The 26,928-nt window shown below is 73.4% G+C and carries 17 protein-coding genes and 1 tRNA gene; 6 read left to right on the forward strand and 12 right to left on the reverse strand.

Translation table 11 applies throughout. The features are described from left to right. Positions 1 to 74 precede the first annotated feature (74 nt). Positions 75 to 1,322: a methyltransferase domain-containing protein gene (locus ACFVS6_RS10040; protein WP_389702352.1), complete on the forward strand. Its 1,248-nt coding sequence runs from the start codon at positions 75 to 77 to the stop codon at positions 1,320 to 1,322. A 53-nt stretch (positions 1,323 to 1,375) separates the two neighbouring features. Here ACFVS6_RS10040 and drmB read toward each other — a convergent pair whose 3' ends face one another. The 4 genes from drmB to ACFVS6_RS10060 are packed head-to-tail and all read right to left on the reverse strand — an operon-like array spanning position 1,376 to position 13,177. Continuing rightward, on the reverse strand, positions 1,376 to 3,241 hold the full coding sequence (gene drmB, locus ACFVS6_RS10045; protein WP_389702353.1) for a DrmB family protein: 1,866 nt from the start codon (positions 3,239 to 3,241) through the stop codon (positions 1,376 to 1,378). Then, positions 3,238 to 6,501: a helicase-related protein gene (locus ACFVS6_RS10050; RefSeq protein ID WP_389702355.1), complete on the reverse strand. Its 3,264-nt coding sequence runs from the start codon at positions 6,499 to 6,501 to the stop codon at positions 3,238 to 3,240. The genes drmB and ACFVS6_RS10050 overlap by 4 nt, the downstream gene beginning before the upstream one ends. Before the next feature lie 2 nt (positions 6,502 to 6,503). Further along, complete coding sequence (locus ACFVS6_RS10055; RefSeq protein ID WP_389702356.1) at positions 6,504 to 8,414, reverse strand: UvrD-helicase domain-containing protein; 1,911 nt, start codon at positions 8,412 to 8,414, stop codon at positions 6,504 to 6,506. Continuing rightward, the gene (locus ACFVS6_RS10060) at positions 8,411 to 13,177 is read right to left on the reverse strand and encodes a DEAD/DEAH box helicase (protein WP_389702358.1); all 4,767 of its coding nucleotides are present in this window, start codon (positions 13,175 to 13,177) and stop codon (positions 8,411 to 8,413) included. Before ACFVS6_RS10060 ends, ACFVS6_RS10055 begins: the two co-directional genes overlap by 4 nt. A 461-nt stretch (positions 13,178 to 13,638) precedes the next feature. Between ACFVS6_RS10060 and ACFVS6_RS10065 the strand changes: the two genes are divergently transcribed. From ACFVS6_RS10065 to ACFVS6_RS10075, 3 genes are read left to right on the forward strand one after another with little or no spacing between them, the layout of a single operon-like run. Then, positions 13,639 to 15,783, forward strand: coding sequence for a helix-turn-helix domain-containing protein (locus ACFVS6_RS10065; RefSeq protein WP_389702360.1), 2,145 nt, complete (start codon positions 13,639 to 13,641; stop codon positions 15,781 to 15,783). Further along, positions 15,780 to 16,784, forward strand: a complete 1,005-nt coding sequence (locus tag ACFVS6_RS10070) for a hypothetical protein (RefSeq protein ID WP_389702362.1) — start codon at positions 15,780 to 15,782, stop codon at positions 16,782 to 16,784. The genes ACFVS6_RS10065 and ACFVS6_RS10070 overlap by 4 nt, the downstream gene beginning before the upstream one ends. Next, entirely contained in the window at positions 16,781 to 17,665 is an 885-nt protein-coding gene (locus tag ACFVS6_RS10075; RefSeq protein ID WP_389702364.1) for a DUF6339 family protein, read from the forward strand. The genes ACFVS6_RS10070 and ACFVS6_RS10075 overlap by 4 nt, the downstream gene beginning before the upstream one ends. Here ACFVS6_RS10075 and ACFVS6_RS10080 read toward each other — a convergent pair. Together ACFVS6_RS10080 and ACFVS6_RS10085 are read right to left on the reverse strand one after the other, a co-directional pair. Beyond that, positions 17,608 to 18,963 (reverse strand): DNA cytosine methyltransferase, encoded by a 1,356-nt coding sequence (locus ACFVS6_RS10080; protein WP_389702366.1) that lies wholly within the window; start codon positions 18,961 to 18,963, stop codon positions 17,608 to 17,610. The two genes, ACFVS6_RS10075 and ACFVS6_RS10080, sit on opposite strands and share 58 nt — an antisense overlap. A gap of 182 nt (positions 18,964 to 19,145) precedes the next feature. Next, a tRNA-Pro gene (locus ACFVS6_RS10085) sits at positions 19,146 to 19,219 on the reverse strand. 161 nt (positions 19,220 to 19,380) lie between these two features. On the opposite strand from ACFVS6_RS10085, the gene ACFVS6_RS10090 reads away from it, so the two are divergent. Together ACFVS6_RS10090 and ACFVS6_RS10095 are read left to right on the forward strand one after the other, a co-directional pair. Continuing rightward, positions 19,381 to 20,082 carry a transketolase gene (locus ACFVS6_RS10090; protein WP_389702368.1) on the forward strand — a complete coding sequence of 234 codons (702 nt, stop codon included), beginning with the start codon at positions 19,381 to 19,383 and terminating at the stop codon, positions 20,080 to 20,082. Between the two features lie 13 nt (positions 20,083 to 20,095). Further along, positions 20,096 to 20,992, forward strand: coding sequence for a transketolase family protein (locus tag ACFVS6_RS10095; protein WP_389702370.1), 897 nt, complete (start codon positions 20,096 to 20,098; stop codon positions 20,990 to 20,992). A gap of 20 nt (positions 20,993 to 21,012) precedes the next feature. On the opposite strand, the gene ACFVS6_RS10100 is transcribed toward ACFVS6_RS10095, so the two are convergent. The 6 genes from ACFVS6_RS10100 to ACFVS6_RS10125 all read right to left on the reverse strand — a co-directional run bounded on the left by ACFVS6_RS10100 (position 21,013) and on the right by ACFVS6_RS10125 (position 26,915). Next, positions 21,013 to 21,369, reverse strand: coding sequence for an MmcQ/YjbR family DNA-binding protein (locus ACFVS6_RS10100; protein WP_389702371.1), 357 nt, complete (start codon positions 21,367 to 21,369; stop codon positions 21,013 to 21,015). A 126-nt stretch (positions 21,370 to 21,495) separates the two neighbouring features. Further along, entirely contained in the window at positions 21,496 to 22,041 is a 546-nt protein-coding gene (locus tag ACFVS6_RS10105) for a GAF domain-containing protein (protein WP_389702512.1), read from the reverse strand. 124 nt (positions 22,042 to 22,165) lie between these two features. Continuing rightward, positions 22,166 to 22,591 (reverse strand): DUF742 domain-containing protein, encoded by a 426-nt coding sequence (locus ACFVS6_RS10110; RefSeq protein ID WP_389702373.1) that lies wholly within the window; start codon positions 22,589 to 22,591, stop codon positions 22,166 to 22,168. Further along, positions 22,588 to 23,019, reverse strand: a complete 432-nt coding sequence (locus ACFVS6_RS10115) for a roadblock/LC7 domain-containing protein (RefSeq protein WP_389702514.1) — start codon at positions 23,017 to 23,019, stop codon at positions 22,588 to 22,590. The genes ACFVS6_RS10110 and ACFVS6_RS10115 overlap by 4 nt, the downstream gene beginning before the upstream one ends. 47 nt (positions 23,020 to 23,066) lie before the next feature. Beyond that, positions 23,067 to 24,800 (reverse strand): sensor histidine kinase, encoded by a 1,734-nt coding sequence (locus ACFVS6_RS10120; RefSeq protein WP_389702375.1) that lies wholly within the window; start codon positions 24,798 to 24,800, stop codon positions 23,067 to 23,069. A gap of 861 nt (positions 24,801 to 25,661) precedes the next feature. Next, a complete protein-coding gene (locus ACFVS6_RS10125) occupies positions 25,662 to 26,915 on the reverse strand; it encodes an MBL fold metallo-hydrolase (RefSeq protein WP_389702377.1) in 1,254 nt (417 codons plus the stop codon). Positions 26,916 to 26,928 lie beyond the last annotated feature (13 nt).

A 26,928-nucleotide genomic window follows, 5' to 3' on the forward strand; every position in this document is an offset into this window, starting at 1 on the left:
GATGCACTTCGGTGCATCCTTGCGCGGATGCGGCTCCGATCGGCCGTCTCCATTCGGATATGAGGAGGAGCTGGGTGACGGTCGTGATCGTGCGGCAGGTCCCGGAGGAGGAGCTCTCCCCGGTCATCGCGGCCTTCGCGTCGGCCGGACTGGACACCCGGACGGTCCGCCCCCTCGACGGGGAGTCCGTACCGCGGGAACTCACCGGCATCGACGCCCTCGTGGTCATCGGCGGCGCACCACCCGACCCGCCGATCCACGGCACCGGACCGGACGCCGGGCTCGCCCTCCTGCGCGAGGCGTTGGCCGCCGAGGTGCCCGTACTCGGGATCTGCGGCGGCGCCGAGCTGCTCGCGGTGGCGGCCGGCGGAACGGCCACCCCGGTTCCGGGCGGCCCGAGCGGCTGGGCGGAGGTGGACCGGCGGGTCGCGGCGGCCACCGACCCGCTGTTCAGCGGCGCGCCCGGGCGGCAGCGGGTGCTGCACCGGCACGGCCGGACCGTCGACCTCCCGGACGCGGCCGTGGTCCTGGCCTCCTCCGACCGGTACCCGGTGCAGGCCTTCCGCCTCGGGGGCAGCGCCTGGGGCATCCGCTTCTCCCTCACGCCGGAAACCGTGACCGGAACCCGGCCCCTCCCCGGGGCCCCGACCGGCGCCAGGGCCCCGTCGCCCACCGCCACACCCTGGCGGGACCGGCTGCTGGGCCGCTTCGCCGCCCTGGTCGCCTCGCGCGCCGAACACACCGCCACCCGGGCCTTCTTCACCGGGCGGGCCGCCGCCTGGGAGGGCCGCTTCGCCCACCAGACGCCCGCGTACGAATCCGCCGTCGCCCGGCTGGGGCTGCGGCCCGGCCAGTGCGCCGTGGACCTCGGCTGCGGGACGGGGCGGGCCATGCCCGCCCTGCGCGCCCGGGTCGGCCCGGCCGGCACCGTCCTCGGCATCGACGTCACCCCCGCGATGTTGGCGGCCGCCGCCCGCCGCGGCCGGACCTCGCACGGGCACCTCCTGGCCGCCGACTGCACCCGGCTCCCGCTGCCCACGGCCTCGGTGCACGGCATCTTCACCGCCGGACTCCTCGACCACCTGCCGGATCCCGCCGCCGCGCTGCGGGAGTGGGCGCGCGTCAGCGCCCGCGACGGCGCGCTGCTGCTGTTCCATCCCTCGGGCCGGGCGGAGCGGGCGGCCCGGCACGGGCGCCTGCCCGGCCCGGACGACCTGCTGGCCGAGGCCAACCTGTGGCCCGCCCTGCGTGCGGCGGGCTGGCGGCCCGCCACGTACGACGACGCCCCGGACCACTTCCTCGCGCGCGCCACCCGCGACTGACCCGGGTGGTCCGTCGCCACCCGAGTCGCCCGTCCGGGGTCACGGCGTAGTGGTCACCGGTTGAGCAGGTGGGCGAAGAAGCCGATCGTCGGGTCCTCCGGGGTGCCGACGAGGAGCGCCCGGTCGAGGAGGCCGTTGTTGTACTCGCAGCTGGTCTCGGGGAGCATCACGCAGGCGTGGCAGGCGGCCAGGTTGGTGCCGCCCGCGCCGGAGGTCTCGGTCTCGACGCACAGCGGGTCGGCCGAGCACCATTCGGCGCGGTGGACGGCCGAGCGCACCGCCTGGGCGAGGCGGTCGGTCTCGCCCTGGGCGACGAGCCCGCCGAGGCTGCCGGCGGAGTCGCTGGTGGCCGTGTAGATCAGGACGCCGGCCATGTCGTCGCCCGAGTAGACGCGCTCGCGGAGCGAGGCGGACGGGTAGCCGGAGTCCAGGCTCCATTCGTCGATCATGACGTGCGCGAAGGTGTGCAGCAGGGCCATGCGCGGGGTGGCCGGTGAGATCGGGACCCGGGTGGGGTCCGAGGCCCGTTCGGTGAGGACCCGTTGGTGCCGGTGCCGGATCCGTTCCACGCGTTCGGCGACGGCGGGCAGTGCGGCCCAGGCGTCGATCCGGTCCTCGTCGAGCCGGAGGAAGACCCCTTCCCCGTGGACCTCCATGGCGGGCAGCCAGTCGGTGGGGGTGAGGGACAGCGCGGCCTCGTGGCCCTCCGAGGAGGTCTCGGGGTCGATGACGCGGGTGAAGGCCTTGAGCGCGCGGACCTCGCGGAGCTTCTTCACCAGCATCGGGGTGGCCAGGCCCAGTCCGGTCAGCGGCTTCGCGTCGCCGGTCGGGCGCTCGCAGACGAACTGCTCGGTGCGGTGGCCGGATTCCTCCGGGTGGCCCTCGCACAGCCGCGCGTACTCAAGGTCGCGCAGGGCGCGGTAGCGCTCCTCCCGGTCGACGTCGGGGTGGTCGTCCCCGGTGGTGTCCTCGGCCTCCATCGCCGCGAGCAGCGTCATGACCTCTTCCGGGGTCACCGGCGGCGGGGACCCGTCGAAGATGTACTTCAGGTGGATCTCGACCTCGGCGAGGGAGGTGCAGGTCCGGAGCTTGTCCCAGTGCTTGTCAAGGGCGTGGGCCCGGGTGTCGCTCCACGGCGGAATCGACAGGGCCGAGCGGAGGACCGGTTGCCACACCGAGGAGGAACCCCGCTGGAGGGTCCGGGGCGTCCGCGAGCAGGGGAGGTCCGGGGCGTTCCCCAGCCAGGGGCGCTTGCCTTCGCAGCGGATGTTCAGGTCCTTGAGGGCGCCGCGCCGGAAGGAGCCCTCCATGGACACTTCCGGTACGCCGCAGGAGCAGGAGAGGACGACCGATCGGAGGGAGGAGGTGCGCCCCGAGGACGCGAGGGTCATCCGGCCCCCGCAGAATCCGGCCTGGCCTTCGCCGCGCCGGCCCCGGTGCAGCCACTTCCAGTACGGGAAGTCGGCGAGGTGCCCGTCCTCGCAGGCGACCACGAACCGGGACGGCACCAGGGGCTCGGAGCACTCGGCGCATTCGTTGCGTCCGGGCGGCGAGTTGAACTTCCGTACGTGGTCCAGGGCGTGGCACTCGGGGCAGTGGTGCCACAGCGGGAACCTGCGCACGCGGACGCCGTCACGGCTGTCGTCGCCGGAGGCGGGCGGGAGGCGGAACCTGCGCACGCCCAGCACCCGGGCGAGGCGCGGCTCGTGGATCACGGGGGCCTCGTCGCGGGGCCAGTACTCCTCCGCGGAGTCGATGCCGGAGACGATGAACGACTCCTGTTCCACCGCGATCAGCGATCCGACACCGTAGGTGGTGATGGCCTGGGCGCGGCGGACGGCGCCCCGGCGGGGCAGGCTTCGGGCCGCCGTGGCGGAGCCGTCGGCACGGCGCCGACTGCGGGAGGGGGGCGGGGTCATCGGGATGCCTCCATGAACAGGGCGGACTCGGCGTCGACGTCGCGCAGGGACCACAGGGTCTCCCACGCCTCGACGTCCTCCATGGCGTCGTTGTAGGGCTTGAGCAGGGAGGGGGCGTTGCGGCCGCGCTTCGGTTCGTAGTGGAGGCCGCCGTGGGCCTCGGCCTCCGCGTACCACCAGTCGACGAACTCGTCGAAGGCGGCGGCCACGTGGGCGACCTCCTTGGCCGCGGTCCTTTCCGGGGAGACCCGCGCGACCCGTTCGAGGATCCTGGGGCGGATCTTCTCCCGCAGTTCGTCGACGAAGAGGTCGATGTTCCCCGCGGCGTCGTCGGCCCGGGCGGCGGGGATGAGGATGCGGGCCAGGGCGACGATCACCGCGTGCAGGCCGCGGTCACGGGCGCGGGCCGAGAAGGGCGTCACCGAGGTGGACTCGACCTCGCGGTAGAGGGCGGAGTGGAAGTGCTGGAAGTTCTCGTAGTGGGAACGGTCGCGGGAGCGGCCCGCGTTGAGCATCACGGCCACCAGGCCGGGGTGCGCACGGCCCACGCGGCTGGTGGCCTGGATGTACTCGGCGGTGGTCTGCGGCTGGCCCATGACGGCCATCAGTCCGAGCCGGTCCACGTCGACGCCGACGGCGATCATGTTGGTGGCCAGGAGCACGTCCACCACGTCGGCGCCGGGGAGCCGGCGTTCGATCTGCTTGAGGCGGGTCGGGATGTCGCTGGCGTCGACCCGGCTGGTCAGCTCGGAGTGGTTGGCGACGGCGCGGGCTCCGCAGCCGTCGCGATCGGCGAGGTGCTCCAGGTGGTCCACGACGTCGTCGTGGACCTGGAGTTCGGCGGCGGACAGCAGGCGCAGGCTGTTGAAGTAGCCGACCAGCGTCCAGTACGCGTCGCGCACCTCCTCGGTGGTGTCGGTGCGCATCGCCTGGTGGAGCAGGGTGGCGTAGGTGCGGATCAACAGGGTGGACTGGCTGGTGCCGGGGGCGAGCAGGCCCACGTAGCGGCGGGACGCCTTGTCGCGGGCGGGGGTCTCCACGGCGAACCAGGAGTCGCGGGAGTCCAGGCCGGCGGGCGGGAACTGTCGTACGTCCCGGGAGAACAGGGCCATGCCCTGTTCGGCGGCGCGGCGGATGGTCGCGGTGGAGGCGATCACCTTGGGTCGGTCGGCGAGCAGGTCGACGGCCGTCTCGTACAGCCCGGTCAGGGTGCCCAACGGACCTGAGATCAGGTGGAGTTCGTCCTGGACGATCAGCTCCGGGGGCGGGGTGGCGTCCTCGCGGTCGCGGTTGAAGAGGGATGCGGTCCGCGCGCGCCACGGCATCGAGGCGAACTTGTCGACGGTGGCGATCACCAGGGTGGGACGGGCGTGGTAGACGGTCTCGTCGACGAGGTGGACGGGCAGTCCGTCGGAGAACGCGCAGCCCGGGCCGGGGCAGCGCACGTCCATCCGGACGGCCTCCCGGTCGACGGCGTAGTGGTGGGCGTCGAGGGCGGTCCCGCACCAGGGGCAGGCGTGCAGTTGGACCGGGTTCTCCTTCTGGAGGACCTTGCCGGAGCGGGCGGCCCCGAGTTGCGCGGCGGTCACTTCGAGGGTGTTCGGGGTGGCGGAGCGGCCCACCCACATGCCGACGGAGATCTCCTCGTGGCCCAGTTCCTCGGGGTTCTCGCGGCGCATCCGTTCCATGGCGCAGATCAGGATCGCGGCGCGCTCGAACTGCTGGAGGGTGAGCAGCCGCAGCGTGTACCGCATGAGTACGGTGACGCCCGCTCCGGCGGCGCCGAGGCGCATCCGCCGCAGGAACGTGGTGAGGGCGATCAGGCCCAGGTACGCCTCGGTCTTGCCACCACCGGTGGGGAACCACAGCAGGTCCGACACGCCCCGGTCGGGGTGGCTCGGGTCGTCCACCCCGGCCAGGCACAGCAGGACGAAGGCGATCTGGAACGGGCGCCAGCGCGCCGAGGCCAGGTCCGGTTCGCCGCCGCGGCCCTCCTTGACCCATGCGCTACGGGCACGCTGGGTCGCCATCGCCCGGTTCGCCAGCCGGAACGCCCGCATCAGGTCGGGCTTGTCGCGCAGGAGCGCGATGCCCTCGCGGAGCCGTTCCAGGGCCTGCTCGCAGGCCGTGACCTGGGCGGACGCCGCCTCCTCGTACGAGGTCGCGGTCAGCGCGGCGGCTTCGGCGCGCTTGCGCGCGATCCACCGCTCGTATCCCCCGGCCAGCCCTTCCAGGGCGGCGATCACCTCGCTGTCGGGTGCTTCGGCGAGGCCCAGCATGGTCAGGGCCCGGTCGTCGATCTCCGGGTTGGAGTCGGTGAGCAGCACCTCGTGCGTGGGGACGAACTCGGTGCGGACCTCGGCCACGCCCGCGCGCTCCACGTCGGTGACGCCGACCGGGGGCGGGGTCCAGTCCCACACCGCCGCGCAGCCGTGACCGGTGGCGAAGGTCGGTGCGTGCCGGTGCAGCAACCGGCTGGTCTCCAGTTCCGGGTCGACGGCGGACAGGGTGACGGGACGCTCCACGAACGCGCTCGACCCGTTGGCGGCACGGACCGTCAGCCCGGTCTGGAACAGGGCGAAGGCGTCCTGGAGTTCCCGCTCGCCGACCTTCTGGACGTTGACCAGGGTGACGGTGACGGTGACGGTGCCGGTGTGCTGCGCCGGGCGGCGCACGTGCACTTCGAGCCGGGCCGTGCCGTCCATCAGGTCGCGTGAGGCCCCGCGCCCCGGGTGCGTCACGTCGACGGGGGTGTCGGGCAGGTCCAGCTCCACCCGGCGCCAGCGTTCCCGCTGGTCGGAGGTGGTGCGGGCCTCGCTGCGGCGGGCCGATACGGTACGGCCCTCGGCGTCGTGCGGCTCGTAGGCGGCGGCGCGGGCGGAGACCACGATCTCCCGGCACACGGCGAGGTCGACCGCGAAGGTCAACCCGACGGTGGACGGTCGCCGGTCACCCGCGTTGGGCCGCTCGACGGTCGGCGCGGACTCGTCGAGGCGGTCCGCCCCGGTGACGGGTTCCTCGTCCAGGCCCTCCTCCTCGGCGGCGTCCTCCTGGAGGCGGAGGCCGGCGGCGGCGTCCGCGGGTCGGGGGAAGAGCACGCCCATGGGGTAGCGGGTGATCGGGGCGTCCTGCTCCAGCACCTCGGCGCGGTCCTCGGCGCGGTCGTGCCCGTCGGGGCCCAGCAGTTCCCTGCGGAGCCGGGCCACGAGGTCCTCGCGGACCTCGTAGTGCGCGGCGTGCCGCCCTGCGTGGATGGTCATCGCTACTCCTCCTGGGCTCCGGCGGGACGCCGGAACCGTCCGATTCCACTGATGCGCGGGGCGATCCACACCCCGTGGGCGCCCAGACCCGCGTTGGCTCCGGCGGCGGTGCTGCCCGCGACCGACTCCAGGCAGTCGACCCGCAGGCCGCAGATCTCCGCGGGCCAGCGGATCTCCCAGTTCGTGCCGACCTTCAGGGTCGAGTAGAGGTCGCTCCTGAAGGCCTCGGAGGCGTCCCCGATCTCCCGTCCCTCGTGGAGCAGCGCGTACCGGGGGCTCTGCCAGGGGCCCATCGGAAGGTCGTCGCGCAGCCGCAGCGTGACGGCGTCCCCCGGCCGTACCCGCTCCAGCAGGTACCTCTGGGCGCCGACGGCGTCGTTGGGGGCGTCGGCCGGTTCCACGGCGGACACGTCCGCGGCCCGCACCTCGACGCCGTCGCGCCGCCACTTGTGGTGCTGGTTCGGGACGCCCCGGTACCAGCGGCCGGTCGGCTTGTGCTTGAGGACCGTCGCGGTATCGGGCGGGGCGACCCGGTACAGGTCCTCCCGGGCCCTGGTCATCGCCACGTGGAGGGCGCGCGCCTCGGCGGGCACGTCGAGATCGGCGGTGCGGCGGCGCAGCTCGGCCACGGTGGGCGGGGTGAGCAGCACCACCCGGTCGAACTCCAGGCCCTTGGAGCGGTGCACCGTGGAGACGACCAGTCGGGCCGGTTCCGGGTCGGCGAGCTCGTCGGGGAAGCGGCGCTCCACCACCAGCCTGCGCAGCCGTGCCACGTCGAGCGTGCCCCGGCCGGTGCCGCGCGCCGCGGCCCGCAGGGCCCGCCAGGCCCGGTCCGGGTCGGTGCCCGCGGGCAGCGGCATTCCGGCCAGCAGCTCGCGCAGCTGCGTCTCGGTGAGGGTGGCGGCCGCCGTGCGGCGCAGCAGTTCGGCGGCCCAGTACGGCACCGGCCGGTCCTGGAGGGAGCGGCGCAGGGCGTGCGGTACGCCCCGGGTGTGCAGGGATTCCGAGACGACCAGCGCCTGCCGGTTGTCGCGGGTCAGGATCGCGCAGGTGCCGGGGTAGGACCGCAGCGAGTCCAGGGTGAACGAATCGTCGAGCGGGCCCAGGTCGGGGACGTCGAGCAGCAGCGCGCGGAGCTCGCCGTGGAGCCGTTCGGCGGCCGCGTCGGGGCCCTCGGGGGCACTGCCGATGCCCTGCAGCGCGTGGCCGAGCGGGAGCGCGGTGCGCGCCTCGGGGGTGACGGCCCTGAAGTTGCGCGTCAGCCGCAGTTCCACCAGGTCATCGGCGTACGAGGCGCGCACCCAGCGCAGGAAGAGGTCGGCGCGGTCGGCGTACTCGTCGGGGTCCTCGATCTGGAAGTCGTAGATCGCCTGGGCGCTGTCGCCGACCAGGGTGAACCCGCAGGATTCCTGGAGGCGGTCCAGGAGCGACTCCACCATCTCCCGGCGCGCTCCGACGAGGTCCTGCACCTCGTCGACGATCACGTGGGCGGGCGGGCCGGATTCCACGGCCTCCAGGGCGCCCTTCTCGATCGCGTCGGTGGCCGCCCGTATCCGCTCGTCGAAGGAGAGCGCCGACCACTCGCCGTCCGGATGGGCCTGCACCAGCAGGGAGTACGCCCAGGAGTCGAAGGTCTGCACCCGCACCCGTCGGGCGTGCTCGCCGTGGCGGGCGATCCGGTCCCGCAGTTCGCGGACGGCCGCCCGGGAGAAGCTGAGGACCAGCAGGTCGCGGGCTTCGAGGGCCTCGTCCGGGTCGGTGTGCCCCACGAGCGCGTCCATGCGGCGCACCAGTGTGTGGGTCTTGCCGGCGCCCGCCCCGGCGGTGACGAGGAGCCGGGTGTCCCAGGGCTGCTCCACGACGGCCCGCTGCTCCGGGGTGAGGACCGGACCGTCCTCGGAAGAGAGGGTCACTTCTTGCTCCACAGGTGCTCGAACTTGGTGAAGGCGAGGTTGGTGTCGAAGTTCCTGATGTTGTCGCGGACGTTGAGGATGAGGCAGGTGTCCTTGCCGCCGTTGCGCGGGCCGCGCAGGCCCCGTCCGATCATCTGCTGGTAGACGTTCGGGCTGTAGACGGGCCGGGCGACGACCACCGCGCGGGTGGCGGGGGCGTCGAATCCCTGGGTGAGGACCCCGTAGTTGGTGAGCACCCGCACGCTGCCGTCGCGGAACTCGCGGACGCGGGCCCGTCGGTCGTTGTCGGAGGTGGTGGAGTCGACGGAGGAGGCGGAGATGTCCTGGTCCTTCAGGCGGGCCGCCAGGTACTTGGCGTGTTCCACCGAGGTGGCGAACACCAGCACCGGCCAGTCCGCGGGCATGGCCGCGATCTCGGCGACGATGCGGCGACTGCGGTCGTGGTCGTCGGCCAGGCGCTGTTCGGCGGCCTTGGACAGCAGGCTGAACTGTTCGGTGCTCTGTCGCTCCTCCCGACTCAACTCGATCGTGCCGCCGGTCAGTTCCCGGTGTTCGACCTGGGCCAGCACGCCCAGTTCCTGGAGGTGCCGGTAGGGGTCGCCGGAGGGGAAGACGCCCTCGTCCAACCGGCGCGCCCCGAACCGGTTGACGAGGCGGGCGGTCTCCTCCTCGTTGTGGCCGCGGAACGGGGTGGCGGTGAGGCCGAGCAGGTGCCGCTCGGTCCGGTGCTGGGTCAGGCCGAGCAGGGTCAGGATCTCGGTGTAGCGCGGGCCGGTCGCCACGTGCGCCTCGTCGACGACGACCAGCGCCGCGGCGCGCAGCCAGGCGTACCGGTCGTTGTCCAGGCACGACTGGAGTTTGGCGTCGGTGGCCACCACGAGCTGCGGGCCGTCGGTGACCGGGGCCGCCTCGTTGGAGGTCCAGAGCCGGTTGATCGTCAGTCGGGTGCGGGCGCCGGCCTTGCTCCAGACGAACTGCCAGCTCTGCACGGCCTGTTCGCACAGTTCCTCGGTCTGCGCGATCCACAGGATCGGGCCCTTCAGTTCGCCCGTCTGCTTCACCCAGCGGATGACGGCCTCGGCGGTGACGCGCGTCTTGCCGGCGCCGGTGGGCAGCGACAGCATGGCGCGCTGTGGTGCCAACCGGTCGAGCATCTCGAAGATGTTGAGGGCGAGTCGTTCCTGGTAGTCGTGCAGGCGCGGGAAGTCGCGGGGGCCCTCCACCGCGAGGCTCTGGTCGAGGGTCGGGGCCCGGTGTCCGGCGAAGGGCGCCGGCAGGCCGAGGTCGGCGACGAAGGAGACGGCCGCCGAGCCTCCGGTGTAGGACGACGGGGCGGTCGGGAAGCGCTCCTGGATGTCGCGGGCGTGGGTCTTCAGCACGGTGTCGCCGTGCGCGTTGAACGCCAGTTGCGCCGTCCGGCGTCCCGTGGGTTCCCGTCCGCCCAGTTCCTGGGTCTCGGCCTCCATCAGCCCGGCGGGCAGCCTGTCGCGCAGGGCCTCCGCGCCGATCAGCAGCTCCAGCTTGGCCGTCACGTCCGAGGCCTCGCGGATCGCCTTGAACGCGGACCGCACCTTCTCGTCCTGTTCCTGGCGGACCTGCGCCTCCAGCACCGCGCGGCACCCGGCCTCGCCCAGCCTCAGGCCGATCTCACGGTCGACGGCCCGGAGCGCCCCGAGCCGGTCCAGCGAGTCCAGGACCTTGATCACGTTGCCCTGGCGGGCGCTCTCCAGGGACCTCGGGCGGGCTCCGTTCGGGGTGCGGACGACCTCCTCCAGGGTGGAGCAGCGCAGCAGGGAGTAGGTGCCGACGGAGGCTCCCATCCGCTGGCGCAGCGTCGGGTACTCCTCGGACAGCGGGACCGCCGCCACGCTCGACTCGTGGCGGGTCTCGCGGCTGACGACGTCGTCGTGGCGGAGCATGCCCCACTGTTCGACCATGAGGTCGGCGGAGCCCTCGTCCGGCATCAGCAGCGCGGGGACCCGCTCGGCCCGCAGCGAGCGGTACTCCTCCGGGTTCGCGGCGACGGCGATCTCGCCGTCCTCCCGGGTGTCCCAGGCGGCACCGACCCGGCAGCGGGTCAGGGATCCCTCGGGGAAGTCGATCTCCAGACGGGTCAACAGGGCGTAGGTGGATCCGACGAAGGCGTCGTCCTCGCTGGCCTGGAGCTTGTCCAGGAGCTGCTCCCACTGTTCGGAACGGACCTTCTCCACACTGTCCGCGAGGCGCAGCTTCCGGGCCTTCTCGACGCTGAGCGTGGTCACCGGGAGCACGTCGCGGTAGGCCGAGAGCTGCGGACCCACGGCCTCCTTGAGCGACTTGACGCCCTGTGAGGTCTCGACCCTGCCGTGCCGGGACAGCATCCAGCGGATCGGGGACGGGGCCTGCTGCCGGGTGGCGACCTGCGCGCCGATCTGCAGCGTCCAGTTCTCGATCACGCCGTCGTCGGGCAGCACCCGCAGGAACGCGGCGCGGGCCTCCTCGGAGAGTCGGGGAAGGAGGTGCAGGGGGCCGCCGACGGCCGTCCCCTCGACCTTGGTGCGGGTCAGCGTCGGACGGTTCGCCCGGTTGTCGAGCTTGCGGCAGTACGCCGCGTGCATGGCCTCCCGGTACTCCTCGAACCAGTCCTCGCCCTCCGGGCGGTGGCCGGCGCTCGGGCGTTCGCGCAGGCCCACCTCGCGGAAGAAGCCCGTGTCGTCGGAGTGGAAGGACATGTCCACCGCGATCGAGGGGTCGCTCTGCGCGGTGACGACGGCGCCGGGCAGCATGCAGTCGCGCATCGTGTGGAACCGGCCGTCGGCGGTGCGCACCCTGAGGGTCCGCCGCGCGTCGGGCACCCGGCCGATCACCTCGTGTCCCACGGCGAGGGTGCCCGCCTGGTGGAACAGGTCCCAGAACCGCTGCCATTCCTGCGGGCCGTAGGAGCCCAGGCCCTGGTCCAGGACGCTCAGGAAGCGGCCGCGGACGTCGGCCTCCTGGATGCCGAGGACGGTCAGCGCGGACGACAGCGAAGGGTCCTCGGACAGCGCGCGGTCCACGTAGACCAGCGATTCCGGCAGCCCGTCCTCCTCGGTGCGGCGGAACACCTTGCCGCGGACGGGGGCGACGAGGCCCTCCTCCTCGGTGAGGACGATCCGGGCCGTGCACGCCGACGGGGCGCAGGCGGCCTTGGATTCGACCATGTCGGCGACGATCCGGATGGCGGTCTCCGACGCCGCCGCCGAGCCGTCGGACACCAGGGCCTCCAGCCATTCGCGGACCGTGGCCCGCGGCCGTCCCGCGGCGGCGAGAACGTGCTGGATCTTGCCCGATCGCAGGTCGGTCGCCTCGACCGAGGGGTGCACCCAGTTCCGGGGGCGGCCGGCGTAGGAGTGCCAGTCGCGCAGCCAACGGTTCTGCGCGGTGCTGTCCGGCCCCAGGTCGGGGTGGATGTGCAACTCCCCCGGGGTGCGCAGCACTCCGTCCTGGTCCGGCAGGGACGGGTTGACCGCGGCGGCGGCCCAGATCTGCTCGGTGAGCAACCGGTCGGCCCAGCTGATCACCTCGGCCCCCTTGGCGCGGCCCGGCAGCAGCGGGAGGTACGCGCCGGGGTCCTCGGCGGGGGCCAGCTCGGGCAGGGAGGCGACCACGAGCCGGGCGGCGACCTGGATCATCTCGGTGTTGAAGGGCGAGGAGTCCAGCAGGTTCTGCCGGTCCTCGTTGGTCTTCCAGGCGCCGTTGAGGATGCCGCTGAGGGTCATCTCGTACTTGGTCGGGAAGAAGGACCAGAACCTGCCGCGGCCGCGGGCGTCGGCGGCGCTCAGCAGACCGGAGCGCTCGTCGCGACGGTACTCGGGCACCGCCCAGGCCACGTCGATGGAGAGGCGGTCGTGCAGTTCGCCCGCGTCGCGGCGGGCGGCGGCGGTCGGCTCGTGGGTCCGGGCGAAGACCCGCCACTTGGAGTCGACGGGCGGCCTGCCGGTGCGCTCCTCGTGGATCGCGCGCCTGCTCCCGTCCCGCTCGCCGCGCAGGGTCCGGCGGGCGATCGGGCGGGGGCGGCGGTCCTCCAGGGTGACCTGGCCGACGTGCGGGGAGAACAGGTGGAAGCCGGCCGGGAACTCCTCCCGGCTCTCGTGGCTCACCTTCGCCCGGTGGCCGTGCATGTCCTTGCCGAGGTGGTCGGCCGCGCCGTCCAGCAGCGGCAGCCGGACCACCGTGGTGGCCCATCCCAGGAGTTCGTCCAGCACCTGGTCCTGGAGGCGTTCGGCGTCCACGTCCAGCTCGCGGGCCATGCGCAGTACGGGGGCCTCGAACCCCTCGCCCAACCGCTCGCGCACTCCGGGCACGTTGTGGATCTGCGCGTACGACCAGGTCCTGTCGAAGCCGAAGCTGCCGGTGCGGCTGAAGAACTCGGGGGTGTCGGTGACCACCAGGACCGACTTGACGCCCACGCCGAACCGGCCGATCTGACCGCCGCGCTTGCGGGACATGCTCATGCGCAGGATGGTCTCCGCGCCCTCGGCGGTCACCGGGTTCCCCTGGTTGGCGCAGTAGAGGTGCCGGTCGGTGAGGACGACCTGGATCCGGCCGCCGGGCTCGTCACGGATCTCGTCGGCGGCGTTCTGGACCAGCTCGAACAACTGGCGGTCGCCGTATCCGCCCTGGGTGATGCGGCGCTCGCCGTTGGCGTGCTCGGGGATCAGGCCCGGGTCGACGCGGTAGGTCTCCAGGACGCGAAGGGACTGTTCGGTGACGGTGCGGATCACGGGGGACTGCGAATCGGCCACGAGTGGTTCCACTTCAGGACGAAGGGGTGGGCGGGTGAGGAGAGTGGTCGGTGCTTTCAGCAGGCAAAGCGCATGGGAAACACAACGATGGCGACGCGCTGGCGGCTGATCCGGTTCCGGTTCGGTCCGGGCCGCGGGCGGGGAGCGACGAGGGCACAACTGTGCTCAGGGAGAAGGTGGTTGCACCCGCCGTTGCCGGGATGACCGAGATCAACTCAAGCATGTCGCAACGCCGTTGGGCAAGGGGCGTTCTTCCAGCGGCACGCTCCGCGACGCCACGAACTTTCACGGCATTTCCCCAAGAAACAGGACAGCCCCAACTCCCTTTTCACACAGGCCGACAGAACCCGAGCCGACCGACCACCCCACCTGTCAAAGAGAAATTGACAAGCCGGCCCGCCGTCAACAGCCGTGCGGTACGGTGACTTCCACCCAGTGGATCAAGCGGAAGCAGGTGGCACGTGAGGGCGGCTGAGGAGTTCGGCCCCTGGCTGGCACGCCAGCTCAAGAACGCCAGGAAGAGCCAGACCGAACTGGCGGACGAACTCGGCATGAGCCGGGCCGCCGTCTCGGCATGGATCGTCGGCCGTTCCGTCCCGCGCGACGACGCCATCCGGCGCATCGCCGAGATCCTGCGGACCGACCTGGAAACCATCCACACCCGCAGCACCGACGCCCAGGCCGGGTTGCCCGTCTCCTGGTACCACCGGCCCGGTCACCGCGACGGTGGCCGCGAGTACGGCAACGCGGCGGCGTTCGCCTTCGAGGCCGACGTCTCGGTCCTGGCCCGCGAAGCCACCCAGAACAGCCTCGACGCCCGCCTCGACCCGGCCGAACCCGTCCGCGTCCGCTACACCCTGCACGAACTGACCGGCGAGGCCCTCGCCCGCTTCCGCGAGGCCATCGACTGGGAATCGCTGCTCCCCCACTACGAGGCGCTCACCGACGGCAGCGTCAAACAGGGCAAGGTCTCCCGGACGGTCTCGGCCGGACTGCGTGACATGTACCAGCACGACCGGCTGCTGCTGCTCCGCGTCGACGACTACAACGCCACCGGCCTGACCGGCGGCGACTACGACAACGGGCTCTTCGCCGCCGTCGTCCGCCGACAGCTCGACAGCCACAAGAAGGACGCCGGAGCGGGCGGCTCCTACGGCCTGGGCAAGGCCACCCTCTGGGCCGGCAGCCGGCTCGGCCTCGTACTGATCAACTCCACCCTCTCCACACCGCACGAGGGGCGCACCGAACGCCGCGTGATCGGCCGGCTCGACCTCCCCTGGCGCGAGGTCGGCGGCGAGGAGTTCGCGGGCCCGGCCTGGTTCGGACGCCCGGACCCGGACGCCAGGGCCGCCGACGTGGCGCGCTCGTGGTGGGCCGACGAGGAGACCGTCGAGCAGCTCCACCTCACCCGGGAGAGCGCCGCCCCCGGCACGTCCTTCCTCGTCGTCGGCGCCCACGACGTCGCCAGCCTGGCACCCGTCACCGGCAGCGCCGACGACGAGGAGAGCACCGAGGACGACGACTCCCTGCACCGCATGCACGCCCGTCTCGTCGAGGCCCTCGGCCGCAACTTCTGGGCCGCGATGACCGGGAGCGGCGCCCACAAGCCGCACCTGGAGGCATCCGTGCGCAGCTGCCGCAACGGCGAGGTCGTCATCGCGGAGGAACGGGTGGATCCGGTCGTCACCCAGCCCTCCCGCACCCGCGCCCTGCGCGCCTTCCTGGAGGGCGACACCGTCGAGCGCCTCACCGCGCCCGGTCAGGTGGCCCGCGCCACCGTCCAACTGAACGTGCCCCTGCACGGCGGCCAGGTCCGCGGCGGGGTGCCCCACGAGGCCGTGCTGCTGGTCACTCATGCCGAGGACGCCGACGGCCGCCCCAACCGGCTGGTCTCCATGCGGGGCAACCGCATGACCGTCAAGGACAGCGCCGTCACCAACGTTCCGATCGGCACCAACGCCTTCCAGGCCGTGCTCCTCACCGGCCGCGCGGCGGGACCGGACGCCCCGGGCGCCGAGTGCGCCGAGGAGTTCCTCCGCGCCTCCGAGCCGCCCGAGCACAACAAGTGGGGCCAGACCGAGGAGCTCCGCCTCGCCTACTCGTCCTCCGCCCACCGCCGCATCACCGCCCTGACCACGGCCGCCAACAACACGGTGCGCGAGCTGGTCGCCGTGCCCCGGGCCAAGCGCCGCAGCGGCGGCGAGGCCAAGATCGCCGGGCGGCTCAAGGTCGGCGGCGCCGCGAAGAAGCCGCGCCCGACCGGGACCGCCGTCCTGCCCGAGCTCGACAACGTGGACGCGCTGATCGACGAGACCGGGGCCTGGTCGGTCACCGTCGACCTCCGGGTGTCCTCGGGCGTCGACACGGACCGCCCCGTCACCCCGGTCGCCAAGTTCGACGTGCGCTCCGGCCCCCGTCCCGGCGCGCACTGGAAGGAACTCGTCGCCGTCAGCGGTTGCGAGGTCGTCGACGGGGCCCTGCACCTGACCCCCGGCATCCGCAAGGCCGTCTTCCGGGGCGTGACCGACGAGGCCCGCCACCCGGTCCGGGCCCAACTCACCGGGCTCATCGTCGAACTCCGCACCGGAAAGGGGGAGCAGGCGTGAAGGTCTACCCCTACCGGCGCCTCACCGGCAACGTGTCCTGGCGCGTCGACAGCGCCGCGATCAAGTCCGAGGGCGAGCCCTGGGAGGAGGTCGAGAGCAAGTACGTCTCCGCGGTCGAGCGCGTCGTGGCCCTGGGGCCCGACGAGGACCGCCCCGACTGGGCCCAGGCCCGACTGCGCCTCTCCGTCGGCCTCCCGGCCAAGGCCGTTCAACCCGACGGGCCGTGGCAGGACGTCGCGGTCGTCGCCGTGCTCACCGAGCGCGCCACCAACACCCGCACGGCCGTGGAGTTCTCCGCGGGCCCGGACGACGGCCGCGAGCGGACCGCGGAGCTCTACCTGCACCGCTGCGACCTGCTGGACCGGGCCTCGCTCGACGTCCACGTCGTCGCCACCGTCGACGGCGTCCGCGGCCGGGTGATCGCCACCTCCGACGCGCCGTGGTTCGTCGACGTCATCGAGGCCGCGCCGTCCCTCGCCCGCGAACTGGACGTCAGGATGGTCGGGTTCGCCTCGGGCGCCAGCCGACTCCAGCGCTACAAGGACTCCCCCTGGGTCGTCGACACCACGGGGCGGATCCCCGTCGTGCGCGTCAACACCGACTTCGACGGGCTCGGCGACCTGATCGGCGCGGACGGCGGGAACGGGGCGGAGAAGACCGTTCGGGAACTCCTCCTCGCCCAGATGTGCTCCGACGTCTGGACGGCCGTCTTCCATTCCGCGGTCGGCGAGTTGGAGGTCGAGGAGGACGACACCCCGCTCTTCCCGCACAGCTGGCAGGGCGAGGTGCTCCGGGAGATGCTGCCCGACGTGTACTCCGACCGCAGCCCGGAGCACGCCCTGCGCGAGGTGCACGCGGCCCGCACGGGCGTCTCCTCGACCGGTTGGGGGGAACTCCAGGCACGGATCCACTTCGCCGCCTCGCGCCGCGCGGGCCTCCCCCGGACGCTCTCCACCACCATCCGCGACCTGGAACGACTCACTCAGGGGGACGACGCATGATCGACCGGCCCGGCTTCCTGCCGGAACGACTCGCGCTGCTGCCCAACGCCGAGGCCGCCGAATTCCTCACCGAAGGCCTGCTCACCGGCCACGAGGACGTACCGAGCATCAAGCTCAACCAGGTCACGGAGCCGTTGCCGCACTCCGACCGGCGCGGCGAGCTGCTCCCCGTACGGGATCTCGCCGAGGACGCCATGGCCTACTGCCGGGGTCGGGGGCTCAAGGCGACCCAGGCCGACGCCTGGTTCGCGCCCCGCCTGCACGCCGCCCTGCGGATCACCCGCCGGGAGGCCTCCGACCCCGGCTTCTGGAACTACCTGGCCCTCGGTGTCGCTCCCGACTACGTGGTCTGGCGGCACCTGCCCGAACCCAAGGACGGCAAGGTCGCCAAGGTGGCGACGGAACGCTTCCGCGGCCAGTACCACAAGCAGGCCTTCGCCCGCCTCTGGTGGGCGGCCGAGCTCTTCCGCGACGGCGGGGACTACGCCCCCGTGGTGACGGCCTGCGGCAACCAGGACATCTTCAACACCGCCCTGCGGATGGCCGTGGTCAACCACCGGCCCACGGCCCAGGCCATCGTGCGACTCGTGGCGAAGGGCGTGGTCACCACCGGCCGTGAGGTCAACGCCCTGGTCGGCGCCGTCAACGCCTCCGCCGCGACCCTGATGTACGACGTGATCGCCCCCGATGCCGAGCGGGAGTCCCGTCCGTTGCTCGACTGGATCGACGAGGCGGAGGACGCCCGTCAGGTGTCACGCAACGAACTCCCGGCCGGCCCGGCCGAGGAACCGGCACCGGACACGTCCGTGAGCACCCTGGTGGACTACTTCTCCGACCTCTTCGCGGACGCCCCGGCGGAGGAGGCCGCGGCGGAGGACTGACCTTCGGGCTTCGGGCAGGTGGGGCCACAGCCGTCCGGGGACCCGCAGCCCTCCTTGCGGAGGGTCGCCCGGTCCTCGTCGGCCGCCTCCGGCCAGTTCTCCCGCAGCCTCTCCTCCGGCGGGAGCGGCAGGGCCAGGGCGGCCGCGAGCACGTGCATGCCGAAGAGCGGCGGTACCGCGTTGCCGACCTGCTGCGACTTGTCGCCGCCCGACCAGGGGTAGTTGGGCGGGAAGGTCTGGAGGATGCCGGCCTCGGAGATGCGCAGCCGGTCCGGGGCGTGCGGGGTGCCGTTCGGGTGTCGGACGGCGTTGCGGGAGACCTTCCCCGTCACCGTGAACGACGGCTGCCTGTCCGTGCGGATGCCGCGCTTCTTCGGGTCGCCGCCGCTGCCGTAGTTCGACACGATCTCGAAGGGCGGCGTCCGACCCTCGTGGTACCCGTCACCCGTCGCGAGGACCTCGCCCATCGAGACCCAGGGCCGCAGCGGCCGCTCGCACCCGCTCGCCGCCGTCGGCAACCGGTCCTGGACGTCCGGGACCACCGCCGTCCCGTCGTCGGGGCCACCGCGCTGCGGCCTCTGCGGGTTGTACGTGTGGTGGGTGGCACGGGGAAGCGGAGGGGTCCCGTGGCCTTCGAGCCGCGCGATCAGGATCGTGCGGCGGCGGGTCTGCGGGACGCCGTACGCCTCGGTGGGCAGGGTCTCGACCTTGGCGACCTTGTACAGGACCTTCGATCCGTCCGGGTGGGGCAGGCCCGCTTCCAGGGCTTCCCGGTAGACCTCCCACAGGGCCTTGACCGCCGGCACCTGCTCCAGGACGATCACGTCGAACGGCCGCCCCTCCCGGTTCCGGGAGCCGAGGGCAGCGATCGCGTACCGGAGGGGCTCCAGGACCAGCGCCGTCCTGGGGTCGCCGCCCAGTTCCTTCAGCTGGGCGTCGATCTCCTCCTCGGGGACTCCGCTCACCAGCGCGTGAATGACCTGCTTGACCTCGTCCAGCGCCTTGCGCCCCGCGCCGCCGCCGGCCACCGAGTAGGTCTGGCACGGCGGACCGCCGGCCAACACGTTCAGCTCCTGGGGAAGGTCCTCGAACCTCTCCCGACGCACCGCGCTGACGTCCGCGTGCCAGGTCCGGAGCCCGGCCCTGTACCGCGTCTCGCAGGCGTCCTTGTCCCACTCGATCCCGAGCGAGGGCACGTCCAGCATGTGCGCGGCTATGTCGAGGCCACCCGGACCGGCGAAAAGGTCCAGAATGTACGGATTCTCAAGGAATCTGGCGGCGGCGTCCGTGCTGGTCATGTGGCGAAAGTTTAGCGTGCGGCCGCCCGTGCGACCGCCGTGGTCACGATGACCACTGAACCGCCCACGAAGGCGACTTGGGATCGAACGCTCCCCCGCGCACCACCCGACCCGCCGGGCCCGGAAATGCGTCAGGGCCATCGAAGGATGGCCCTGAACTTCGGAAATGTCCGACATCGCTGTCGGGACGACAGGATTTGAACCTGCGACCCCTTGACCCCCAGTCAAGTGCGCTACCAAGCTGCGCCACGTCCCGATGCCCGTTGACCTGGGGTTTCCCCTGGTTGAACTGGCAGGAGAACAATACCGCACTTCGCGGGGTGCTCGCGCGTACCTTTTGCGACGCGGCCGGATCCGGCGCGTTCGACCGGCACATGGGGTTGACCTCAAGCTTGCTTGAGGTTGCACGGTTCCCGTATGACACAGGCAGCCGCGGACCAGGGGTTCCGCCATGAGGATCTGGGTGCGCTCATCGCGCTCATGACAGGGGCCGAGAAGCACGGGCCCGCCGCCACCTCCACGCTCGACGTGTTGTGGGTGCTCCACGACCGGGTGCTGCGCGTCGGACCCGACCGCGTCGAGGATCCGGGGCGCGACCGGTTCCTCCTCTCCAAGGGACACGGGCCGATGGCGTACTACGCCGTGCTCGCCGCCAAGGGGTTCTTCCCCGTCGATTGGCTGAGCGGATTCGGGTCCTACGACTCGCCGCTGGGACACCATCCGGACCGGACCCTGATCCCCGGTGTGGAGATCGGCAGCGGTTCACTGGGGCACGGGCTGCCCCTGGCCGTCGGGAGCGCGCTCGGGCTGCGGGCGCAAGGGCTGGACGACCCGGCCGTGTGGGTGCTGATCGGGGACGCGGAGCTCGACGAGGGCAGCAACCACGAGGCCATCGCGTACGCCGGCCCGGCGGGGCTGGAGCGGCTGCACACGGTGGTGATCGACAACGATTCGGCGACCCACGGCTGGCCCGGCGGGATCGCCTCCCGCTTCGAGGCGGCGGGCTGGTCGGCGGTGACCGTCGACGGACGGGACCACGCGGCGCTGCACGCCGCCTTCACCGCACCGCATCCGGGGCGACCGCACGCCGTCGTCGCCCGCGTCGAGAAGAAGTTCTGAGGGAGGGGACGTCATGGACACCATGCGGGAACGGTTCATCTCGGTCACGTCGCAGTTGCTGGAGGAGGACCCCCGGCTCGCGCTGGTGCTCGCCGAGATCACCATGGACGGGTTCCGCCCGGCCCAACTGCGGCATCCCGACCGGGTGATCAACGTGGGGATCAGGGAGCAGCTGTTGATCGGGGTGGGTGGCGGGTTGGCCCTGACGGGGCTGCGGCCGATCGTGCACACCTTCGCCAGTTTCCTCGTGGAACGGCCCTTCGAGCAGATCAAGCTGGACTTCGGGCACCAGGGCACGGGCGGCGTACTGGTCAGCTCCGCGGGCAGTTACGACTGGCCCGCCGGCGGGTTCACCCACATGGCACCGGGGGACGTGGCCCTGCTGGACACCCTCGACGGCTGGACCGTGCACGTGCCGGGGCATCCGGACGAGGCCGAGGCGCTGCTGAGGCACGCGGGCGCCGCCGGGGACGACAAGGTGTACGTCCGGCTGTCGCAGCAGTCGAACCGTGCCCCGCGCCCGCTGGACGGCCTGCGCTGGCGGACCGTTCGGGAGGGGCGTGCCGGCGTGGTCGTCGCCGTCGGACCGCTCCTCGACGCCGTCCTCGCCGCCACCGAGGGGATGGACGTCACCGTCCTGTACGCCGCCACGATCCGGCCCTTCGACGACGCGGCCCTGCGCACCGCCGTGGGGCGCGCCGGGGCGGACGTGGTGCTGGTCGAGCCGTACCTGGCGGGCACCTCCGCGTCGGCGGCCGGGGCCGCCCTGCTGGACGTCCCGCACCGGATCCTGCCGCTCGGGGTCGGGCGCGCCGAGCTCCGCCGGTACGGGACGATGGACGAGCACGTCGCCGCGCACGGCCTGGACGCCGGTTCGCTGCGACGGCGGATCACCGACTTCCTCCGCTGAGCGCCGGGGGTGGGGCTCCGTCAGCCGCCTCCCAGCTCCGGGTGGGCGGCGGCCAGCCGCTTCGGGGCCGCCTGCCGCCAGGAGTCGACCAGGATCCCGCGCAGCTCCCCGGTGTCCGCCACGGCGGCGAGCCGGACCCGCAGCCACGCGTAGTTGTCGTCGTGGCCTTCGCGGAGGAAGAACTTCTCCGGTTCCGCCGCGATGAGCTCGGCCCGGTCCTCCTTGGGGCACTTCACCCCGATCGAGGTGTCGTCGTCCGCGAGGGAGGCGAAGATCTTGCCGCCCACCCGGAAGGTCGGCATGCCCCAGGCGAGCTTCTCGCTGCTCTCCGGCAGCGACAACGCGATCGTCCTGACGTCCTGCGCCGTCGTGGCCATGCCGACGACCCCTTTCGTTCGTTGTCCCGGTCCCTCGTTCCCCGGTTCGCCCCGGTGACCTCCGGCCCGCGGTGCTCCTCTTACCCGATGGTGGACGCCGGCTCCGGCCGTCGCCGTCGGCGCGCGTCAGGTCGGACGGTCCTCCCGGGCGTGCAGGAGTTCCAGCAGCTCCGCGGCCAGGGCCTTCGCCGTGGCCAGGCCCTGGTTGCCCCATCGGCGCGGCACCAGGTCCACGGCGCAGACCGTTCCGAGCACGATGCCCCGCCGGTCGGTGAGGGGTGCGCCCAGGTAGGACCGCACCCCGCTCCCGTCGACGACGGGGTTGCCCGCGAACCGCGCGAAGTCCCGTACGTCCTCCAGGACCAGCGCCCTGCGCCGCACCACCACGTGCGGGCACCAACCGTGGTGCCGGGTGAGCACCCGGGCCGGGTAGCCGCCGGCGGCGACGTCCGGGTCGTGGTGCAGTCCGGCGAAGAACTGCCGTTCCTCGCCGACGAAGTTGACCCCGGCGTGCGGGGCCTCCAGGGTCCGCGCGACGTGCCGGGCGAAGGCGTCGAGCTCCGCGTCGGCCCGTTGCCCGAGGCCCATCTCCAACAGCCGGGCGGCCCGCGCCGGCGCCTCCCGGTCCACCGGGGTGAGCAGCAGGTGGCCGGTCGATTCGTAGTGCGTGATGGCGGTTCCCCCGAGTCCGGTTGCGTGTGGGTGGGTGGTGACGGCGTCCGGGTGCGCGGGTGTCCGGTCGGCGGCCGGGGGCGGGCCGGTCCGGTCGACCGCGCCCACCGGGGCGGGCCGGGTGTCACGGTCGTCTGCGCAGGCCGTCGAGCACCGCCTCCAGCAGGGTCAGGTCGTCGGCCGCCGCGCACGCCGGGTCCGGGCCCGGGAAGCGGGGCGCGCGCGTGCTGACGGCCCCGTGTTCCATCAGGTCGGACAGCAGTACCTTCACCACCATGGCCGGGAGCCGCAGTTGGCCGGCGACCTCGGCGACCGTCACCGCCGCCGTGCCCGCGCAGATCCGCAGCGCGAGGGCGTGTTCGGGGCCGAGCGGGACCCTCGGTCGTACGCCGGTCGCGGTGACCGGCGACAGCGGGTCGAGCGCCACGGCCGGCCTGGTGCGGCCTCCGGTCGCCGTGTACGGGCGCGTCACCCGGCCCGCGGAGTCGTCCAGCCAGGGTGCGTCCTGCTGCGTCCCGGGGCCGGGCGATCCCGCCGCGCGGGCACTCATCGTGGCGTCTCGGCGACGGGCCGGCGCGGCGGGACGTCCAGGTACGGCCGTACGCTCTTGACCAGCATCGCCATCTCGTAGCCGAGGACCCCGGCGTCGGCCTCGTGGTCCGCGAGGACGGCGAGGCAGGTACCGGACCCGGCGGCCGAGACGAAGATCAGCGCCGTGTCGAGTTCGACCACCACCTGCCGGACCTCCGCGCCCTGCGCGAAATGGGACCCGGCGCTGCGGCCCAGCGAGTACAGGCCGGAGGCCAGGGCGGCCATGTGGTCGGCGCCGTCGGCGTCCAGGCCGTGCGCGCAGGCGGCCAACCCTTCCGCGGTGAGCAGCACCGCGCTGCGCGCGTACGGGACCCGTCGCACCAGGCCGCCGAGCAGCCGGCCGAGGTCCGGGAGGCCGCTCGTCCTCGTCGCCGCTTCGCCGACCATCGGGATGCGCTCCTTGCCGGGGTGGGGGGTGGGGGACGTTCCGGGGCTCATGCCTGCCGCTCCGCGGGCTCCGACTGCGCGAGGCCGAAGCCCCGTTGGAAGGCGGCCATCAGTCCCGGGTCGTGCACGGGCTGCTCCGTCCACGCCGACGGCCGGGGTGCGGGGGCCTCGCGCGGTTCGGGTACCAGGTGCTGCGGGGCGCTGCGTCGGGGCAGGGACGGCCGCTCCGTGTCCGCGCGGGCTCCGGGTACGGGCGCGGGTGCGGCGGGTCCGGGCGGCGGGTCCTCGGGTGCCGCTGCGGGGAAGGGCGGCGGTGTCGAGGTCCCGAGGAACTGGTCGGCACGGTCCGGGAGGCCCTGCCCGTGACCCGGCCCCGGCACGTGACCCGGCCCGCGTCCCGGTCCGTCACCCGCCCCCGGCACCCGCCGGCCCGGCGTTCCGGGCCGCTCGGTGTCGTCCGACCCGCGTTCCCCCTGCCAGGGGCCCGGCACGGTGACCCGTACGGGCTCCAGTGGCGGAACTCCCCCCGCGCCGGAGCCCCACGAGGTGGCCCGGGAGCCGGCCGCGAGGTCGGCGGCGTTCGGCGCCTCCGCGCCCAGCAGTCCCTGGGGCAGGACGAGCACGGCGAGCACACCGCCGTAGATGTTGGACTTGAGCTCCACGGCGATCCCGTACCGCCGGGCCAGCGCCGAGACCACGAACAGGCCGATCCGCCCGTCGGCCAGCAGGTGCCGGACGCCGACCTGGTCGGGGTCGCCCAGCAGGGCGTTCATCCGGTGCTGCTCCTCGGGGGGCATGCCCAGCCCGCGGTCCTCGACCTCGACCGCGATCCCGGAGGTGACCCGCTCGGCCCGGACGACGACATCCGTGTCGGGGGCGGAGAACACCGTGGCGTTCTCGACGAGTTCGGCCAGCAGGTGGACCACGTCGGCGACGGCGTGGCCGCGGACGGTGCCGCCCGCCGGGGGGACGACCTTGACCCGGGTGTACTGCTCGACCTCCGCGACCGAGGAACGCAGCACCTCGCCGAGGTCGATCGGCCGGGTCCACTGCCGCCGGGAGGCGGCCCCGCCGAGTACGGCGAGGTTCTCGGCGTGCCGGCGGATCCGGGTGGCGAGGTGGTCGACGTGGAAGAGCTCCCTCAGCAGGTCCGGGTCCTCGACGGTGTCCTCCAGGCCGTCGAGCAGGGCGATCTCGCGGTGCACCAGCGACTGGAGCCGGCGCGCGAGGTTGACGAAGACCTCGACCTTGCGGTCGCTGTCGGTCGGCGCGGCCGGCGTGGCGAGCCGTACGAGGGTGGTCCGGGCCTGTTCGCGGGCGCCGCGCAGCTCCTGGGCCAGCAGCCAGAACTCGTCGACGCCGGCCGGATCCGGCGCCGCGGGCGGCCCGCTCGGGCCGCCCCGTACGGGACGGGGCGGCGTCTCGCCGCGTTCCAGGCGTTCCGCGTCGGTGCGCAGCTCCTGGCGGCCTCGGACGCTGGAGCGCCGCAGTGCCTCGCAGCGGTCCCGTACGCCCTTCGCGGCGCGCTGGGCCCCGAGCAGCGCGGCGGCCAGGGCCCCGACGACGAGCAGGGCGCAGCCCGCGAGCACCGGCCACAGCCGGGCGTCCCGGTCGCCGGCGCCACCGCCGAGCTGGAGCGTGAAGAGCACCGCCGCGGCGCCGCTGAGCGCGGCGGCGAGGGTGGGCAGCACGGCGGCGCGGATCAGCTGGGGGCGTGTCTGCCGGCGGGGGCCGACGGCGTGTCTCGACGGGGAGTGGCGGGCGGCGCGGAGTCCGGACATCGGCGTCCTCGGTACGTGGGGCCCGGCCCCCGGTCGGTTCCCGGGGCCCGGTGTTGATCACCGAATACCCACGCTAGACCGCACGCTCCCACCCCGGACGCCCAGTTGGGGAACTTGCCCGGGGTGCTTCCCGCTCCCGATGGAGCGCTCGCACGACAGCCCGAATGCGCCGGGAGCGCGTGCGCCCGTGGCCCCGGGGGGGCGCGCGCCGCCCGTCCCTTCGGCCGCGTACGCTCCCTGTCGGCGGCTCGGCCCGGGTCCCCGCCGGGAGCTGTCGGCGAACGGGCTCGTGTCGAGACGTGCCAACAGGTCCGCGGGGTTGCGGTACACGGCGCGGGCGCCCGACTTCCTCCGGGTCGGCGCGCGGGATGCCGCCGCACGGCGGGCCCACGCGGGCGACGCCGGCCCGGGGACCGGCCGGGGTGTCCCGGACGGTGTCCCCGACGGACACGCGACCGCGGGCGGGTGCCCCGGCGAGGGTGCGGGCCTGCCGCACCGGCCCGGGAGCGGGTTCGCCCCGGCTGACGTCTTCGGAACGCGGCGTCGCGGTGATGGCGTCGTCCGCGGCCACGGCACGCCCGGGCGCGTCCGGTTCGCCGTCCTTCGTCGAGGTCACGGGCACGACCCGCCATCCCCGCCGGTCGAACTCGCGCGGCGGTTCCGCGCTGCCCGGGCTCCCCCGCCCCTCCGTACCTCCTCGGGGGATCCGGCGGGCACCGTCGTACGGGGGCCACGGGCGGGCGGCGCCGGCCGCCCGCGCCCGGGCCGTGGCATCCGGGCCCGCTCGGCCCGGGGCGGCCCCGGGCGCCCGGAAGCGGTCCGGCAGCTGCCCGCGCCGGGGGCGTCACGCGCGCGGGGCGGTCACGCCTCCCCCACCAGGTCGAGTCCGGCGTCGGGTTCGACCGCCTCGGGCCCGGCGGGCGGGCCGGGGTCGTCGCGGTAGTTCGCCCACCGCTCCCATTCGAACCCGGGGGCCGCGATGGGCCGCCACCACGGGTCGCCGGGGATCCTGCCGGCGGGCTCGAAGGGCTCGCCGGGCTTGGGCATGGCCACGGCCTGGCCCACGTTGCGGGCCGCGATCATGGTGCGTTCCGCCGGGTCGGACCACGGGTGCGGGGCGAGGTTGAAGGTGCCCCAGTGGATCGGCAGGAGCACGCCGTGCGCCTTGCCGCCCTGGAGGTCGAGCTGGGCCCGGATGCCCTCGTCGGGTGTCATGTGGATGTCGGGCCACGGGCCCGGGTCCGGGGTGCGGTCCTCGTGGTTCTTCGGCCAGTACTCCGAGTAGGCGCCGATCTGGATCATCGTCGCGTCGAAGGGGCCGTGGGCGGCGCCGATGTCCTTGAAGCCCGGGAAGTAGCCGGTGTCCCCGCTGTGGAACACCCGGTGCTCCTCGCCCGCGACGACCCAGGAGGCCCACAGGGTGAACTGCTGGTTGCGCAGGCCGCGGCCGCAGAAGTGCTGTGCCGGGGTGGCCGTGAGGGTGAGGCCGGCGACCTCGGTGGACTCGTTCCAGTCCAGCTCGCGCAGCCGTGAGGCCGGTACGCCCCAGCGTTCCAGGTGCGCGCCGACGCCGAGGGGGACGGCGAAGACCGTGTCCGTACCGGCCCGCGCCTTGATCGTGGGCAGGTCGAGGTGGTCGTAGTGGTCGTGGGAGATCACCACGACGTCGACCTCGCCCAGGGAGGCGAGCGGCACCGGCACCGGGTGCAGCCGCTTGGGCCCGGCGAAGGGGTAGGGAGAGCACCGCTCTCCCCAGACGGGGTCGAAGAGGACCCGGCGTCCGTCGATCTCCACGAGCACGCTGGAATGGCCCATCCAGGTCACCCGCAGGCCGCTGACCGGCGGCTTCGCCAGGTCGGCCAGGGTGGTCGGATGGACCGGGATCGGTGCGGCGGGGCTGCGGCGGACCCGCTGTTCCTTGTGGAAGTAGACCCGGGCGAACTCGGTCATCGACCCGGAGGGCCTGGTCCTGCCCTTCACCGGGTTCTGGAACACGCCGTCCGCGAAGTTCGGCGAGCGCTGGATCCGCTCCAGCCGCGCGCCGGAGGGGTCCGCCCCGAAGGCTTCGGAGCGCAGGGCGCGCAGCCTGGGACGCAGGGGAAGGGAGCCGGTCAAGGCGCCTCCTCAA

The sequence above is a fragment of the Streptomyces sp. NPDC057939 genome (assembly GCF_042887545.1).
GTDB lineage: Bacteria > Actinomycetota > Actinomycetes > Streptomycetales > Streptomycetaceae > Streptomyces.

Bases quoted from the DNA above. Each gene is read 5' to 3' on its own strand.
- drmB (WP_389702353.1), bottom strand. From the start codon at position 3,241: ATGACCCCGCCCCCCTCCCGCAGTCGGCGCCGTGCCGACGGCTCCGCC.
- ACFVS6_RS10050 (WP_389702355.1), bottom strand. From the start codon at position 6,501: ATGACCATCCACGCAGGGCGGCACGCCGCGCACTACGAGGTCCGCGAG.
- ACFVS6_RS10075 (WP_389702364.1), top strand. From the start codon at position 16,781: ATGATCGACCGGCCCGGCTTCCTGCCGGAACGACTCGCGCTGCTGCCC.
- ACFVS6_RS10080 (WP_389702366.1), bottom strand. From the start codon at position 18,963: ATGACCAGCACGGACGCCGCCGCCAGATTCCTTGAGAATCCGTACATT.
- ACFVS6_RS10090 (WP_389702368.1), top strand. From the start codon at position 19,381: ATGACACAGGCAGCCGCGGACCAGGGGTTCCGCCATGAGGATCTGGGT.
- ACFVS6_RS10095 (WP_389702370.1), top strand. From the start codon at position 20,096: ATGGACACCATGCGGGAACGGTTCATCTCGGTCACGTCGCAGTTGCTG.
- ACFVS6_RS10100 (WP_389702371.1), bottom strand. From the start codon at position 21,369: ATGGCCACGACGGCGCAGGACGTCAGGACGATCGCGTTGTCGCTGCCG.
- ACFVS6_RS10110 (WP_389702373.1), bottom strand. From the start codon at position 22,591: ATGAGTGCCCGCGCGGCGGGATCGCCCGGCCCCGGGACGCAGCAGGAC.
- ACFVS6_RS10115 (WP_389702514.1), bottom strand. From the start codon at position 23,019: ATGGTCGGCGAAGCGGCGACGAGGACGAGCGGCCTCCCGGACCTCGGC.
- ACFVS6_RS10120 (WP_389702375.1), bottom strand. From the start codon at position 24,800: ATGTCCGGACTCCGCGCCGCCCGCCACTCCCCGTCGAGACACGCCGTC.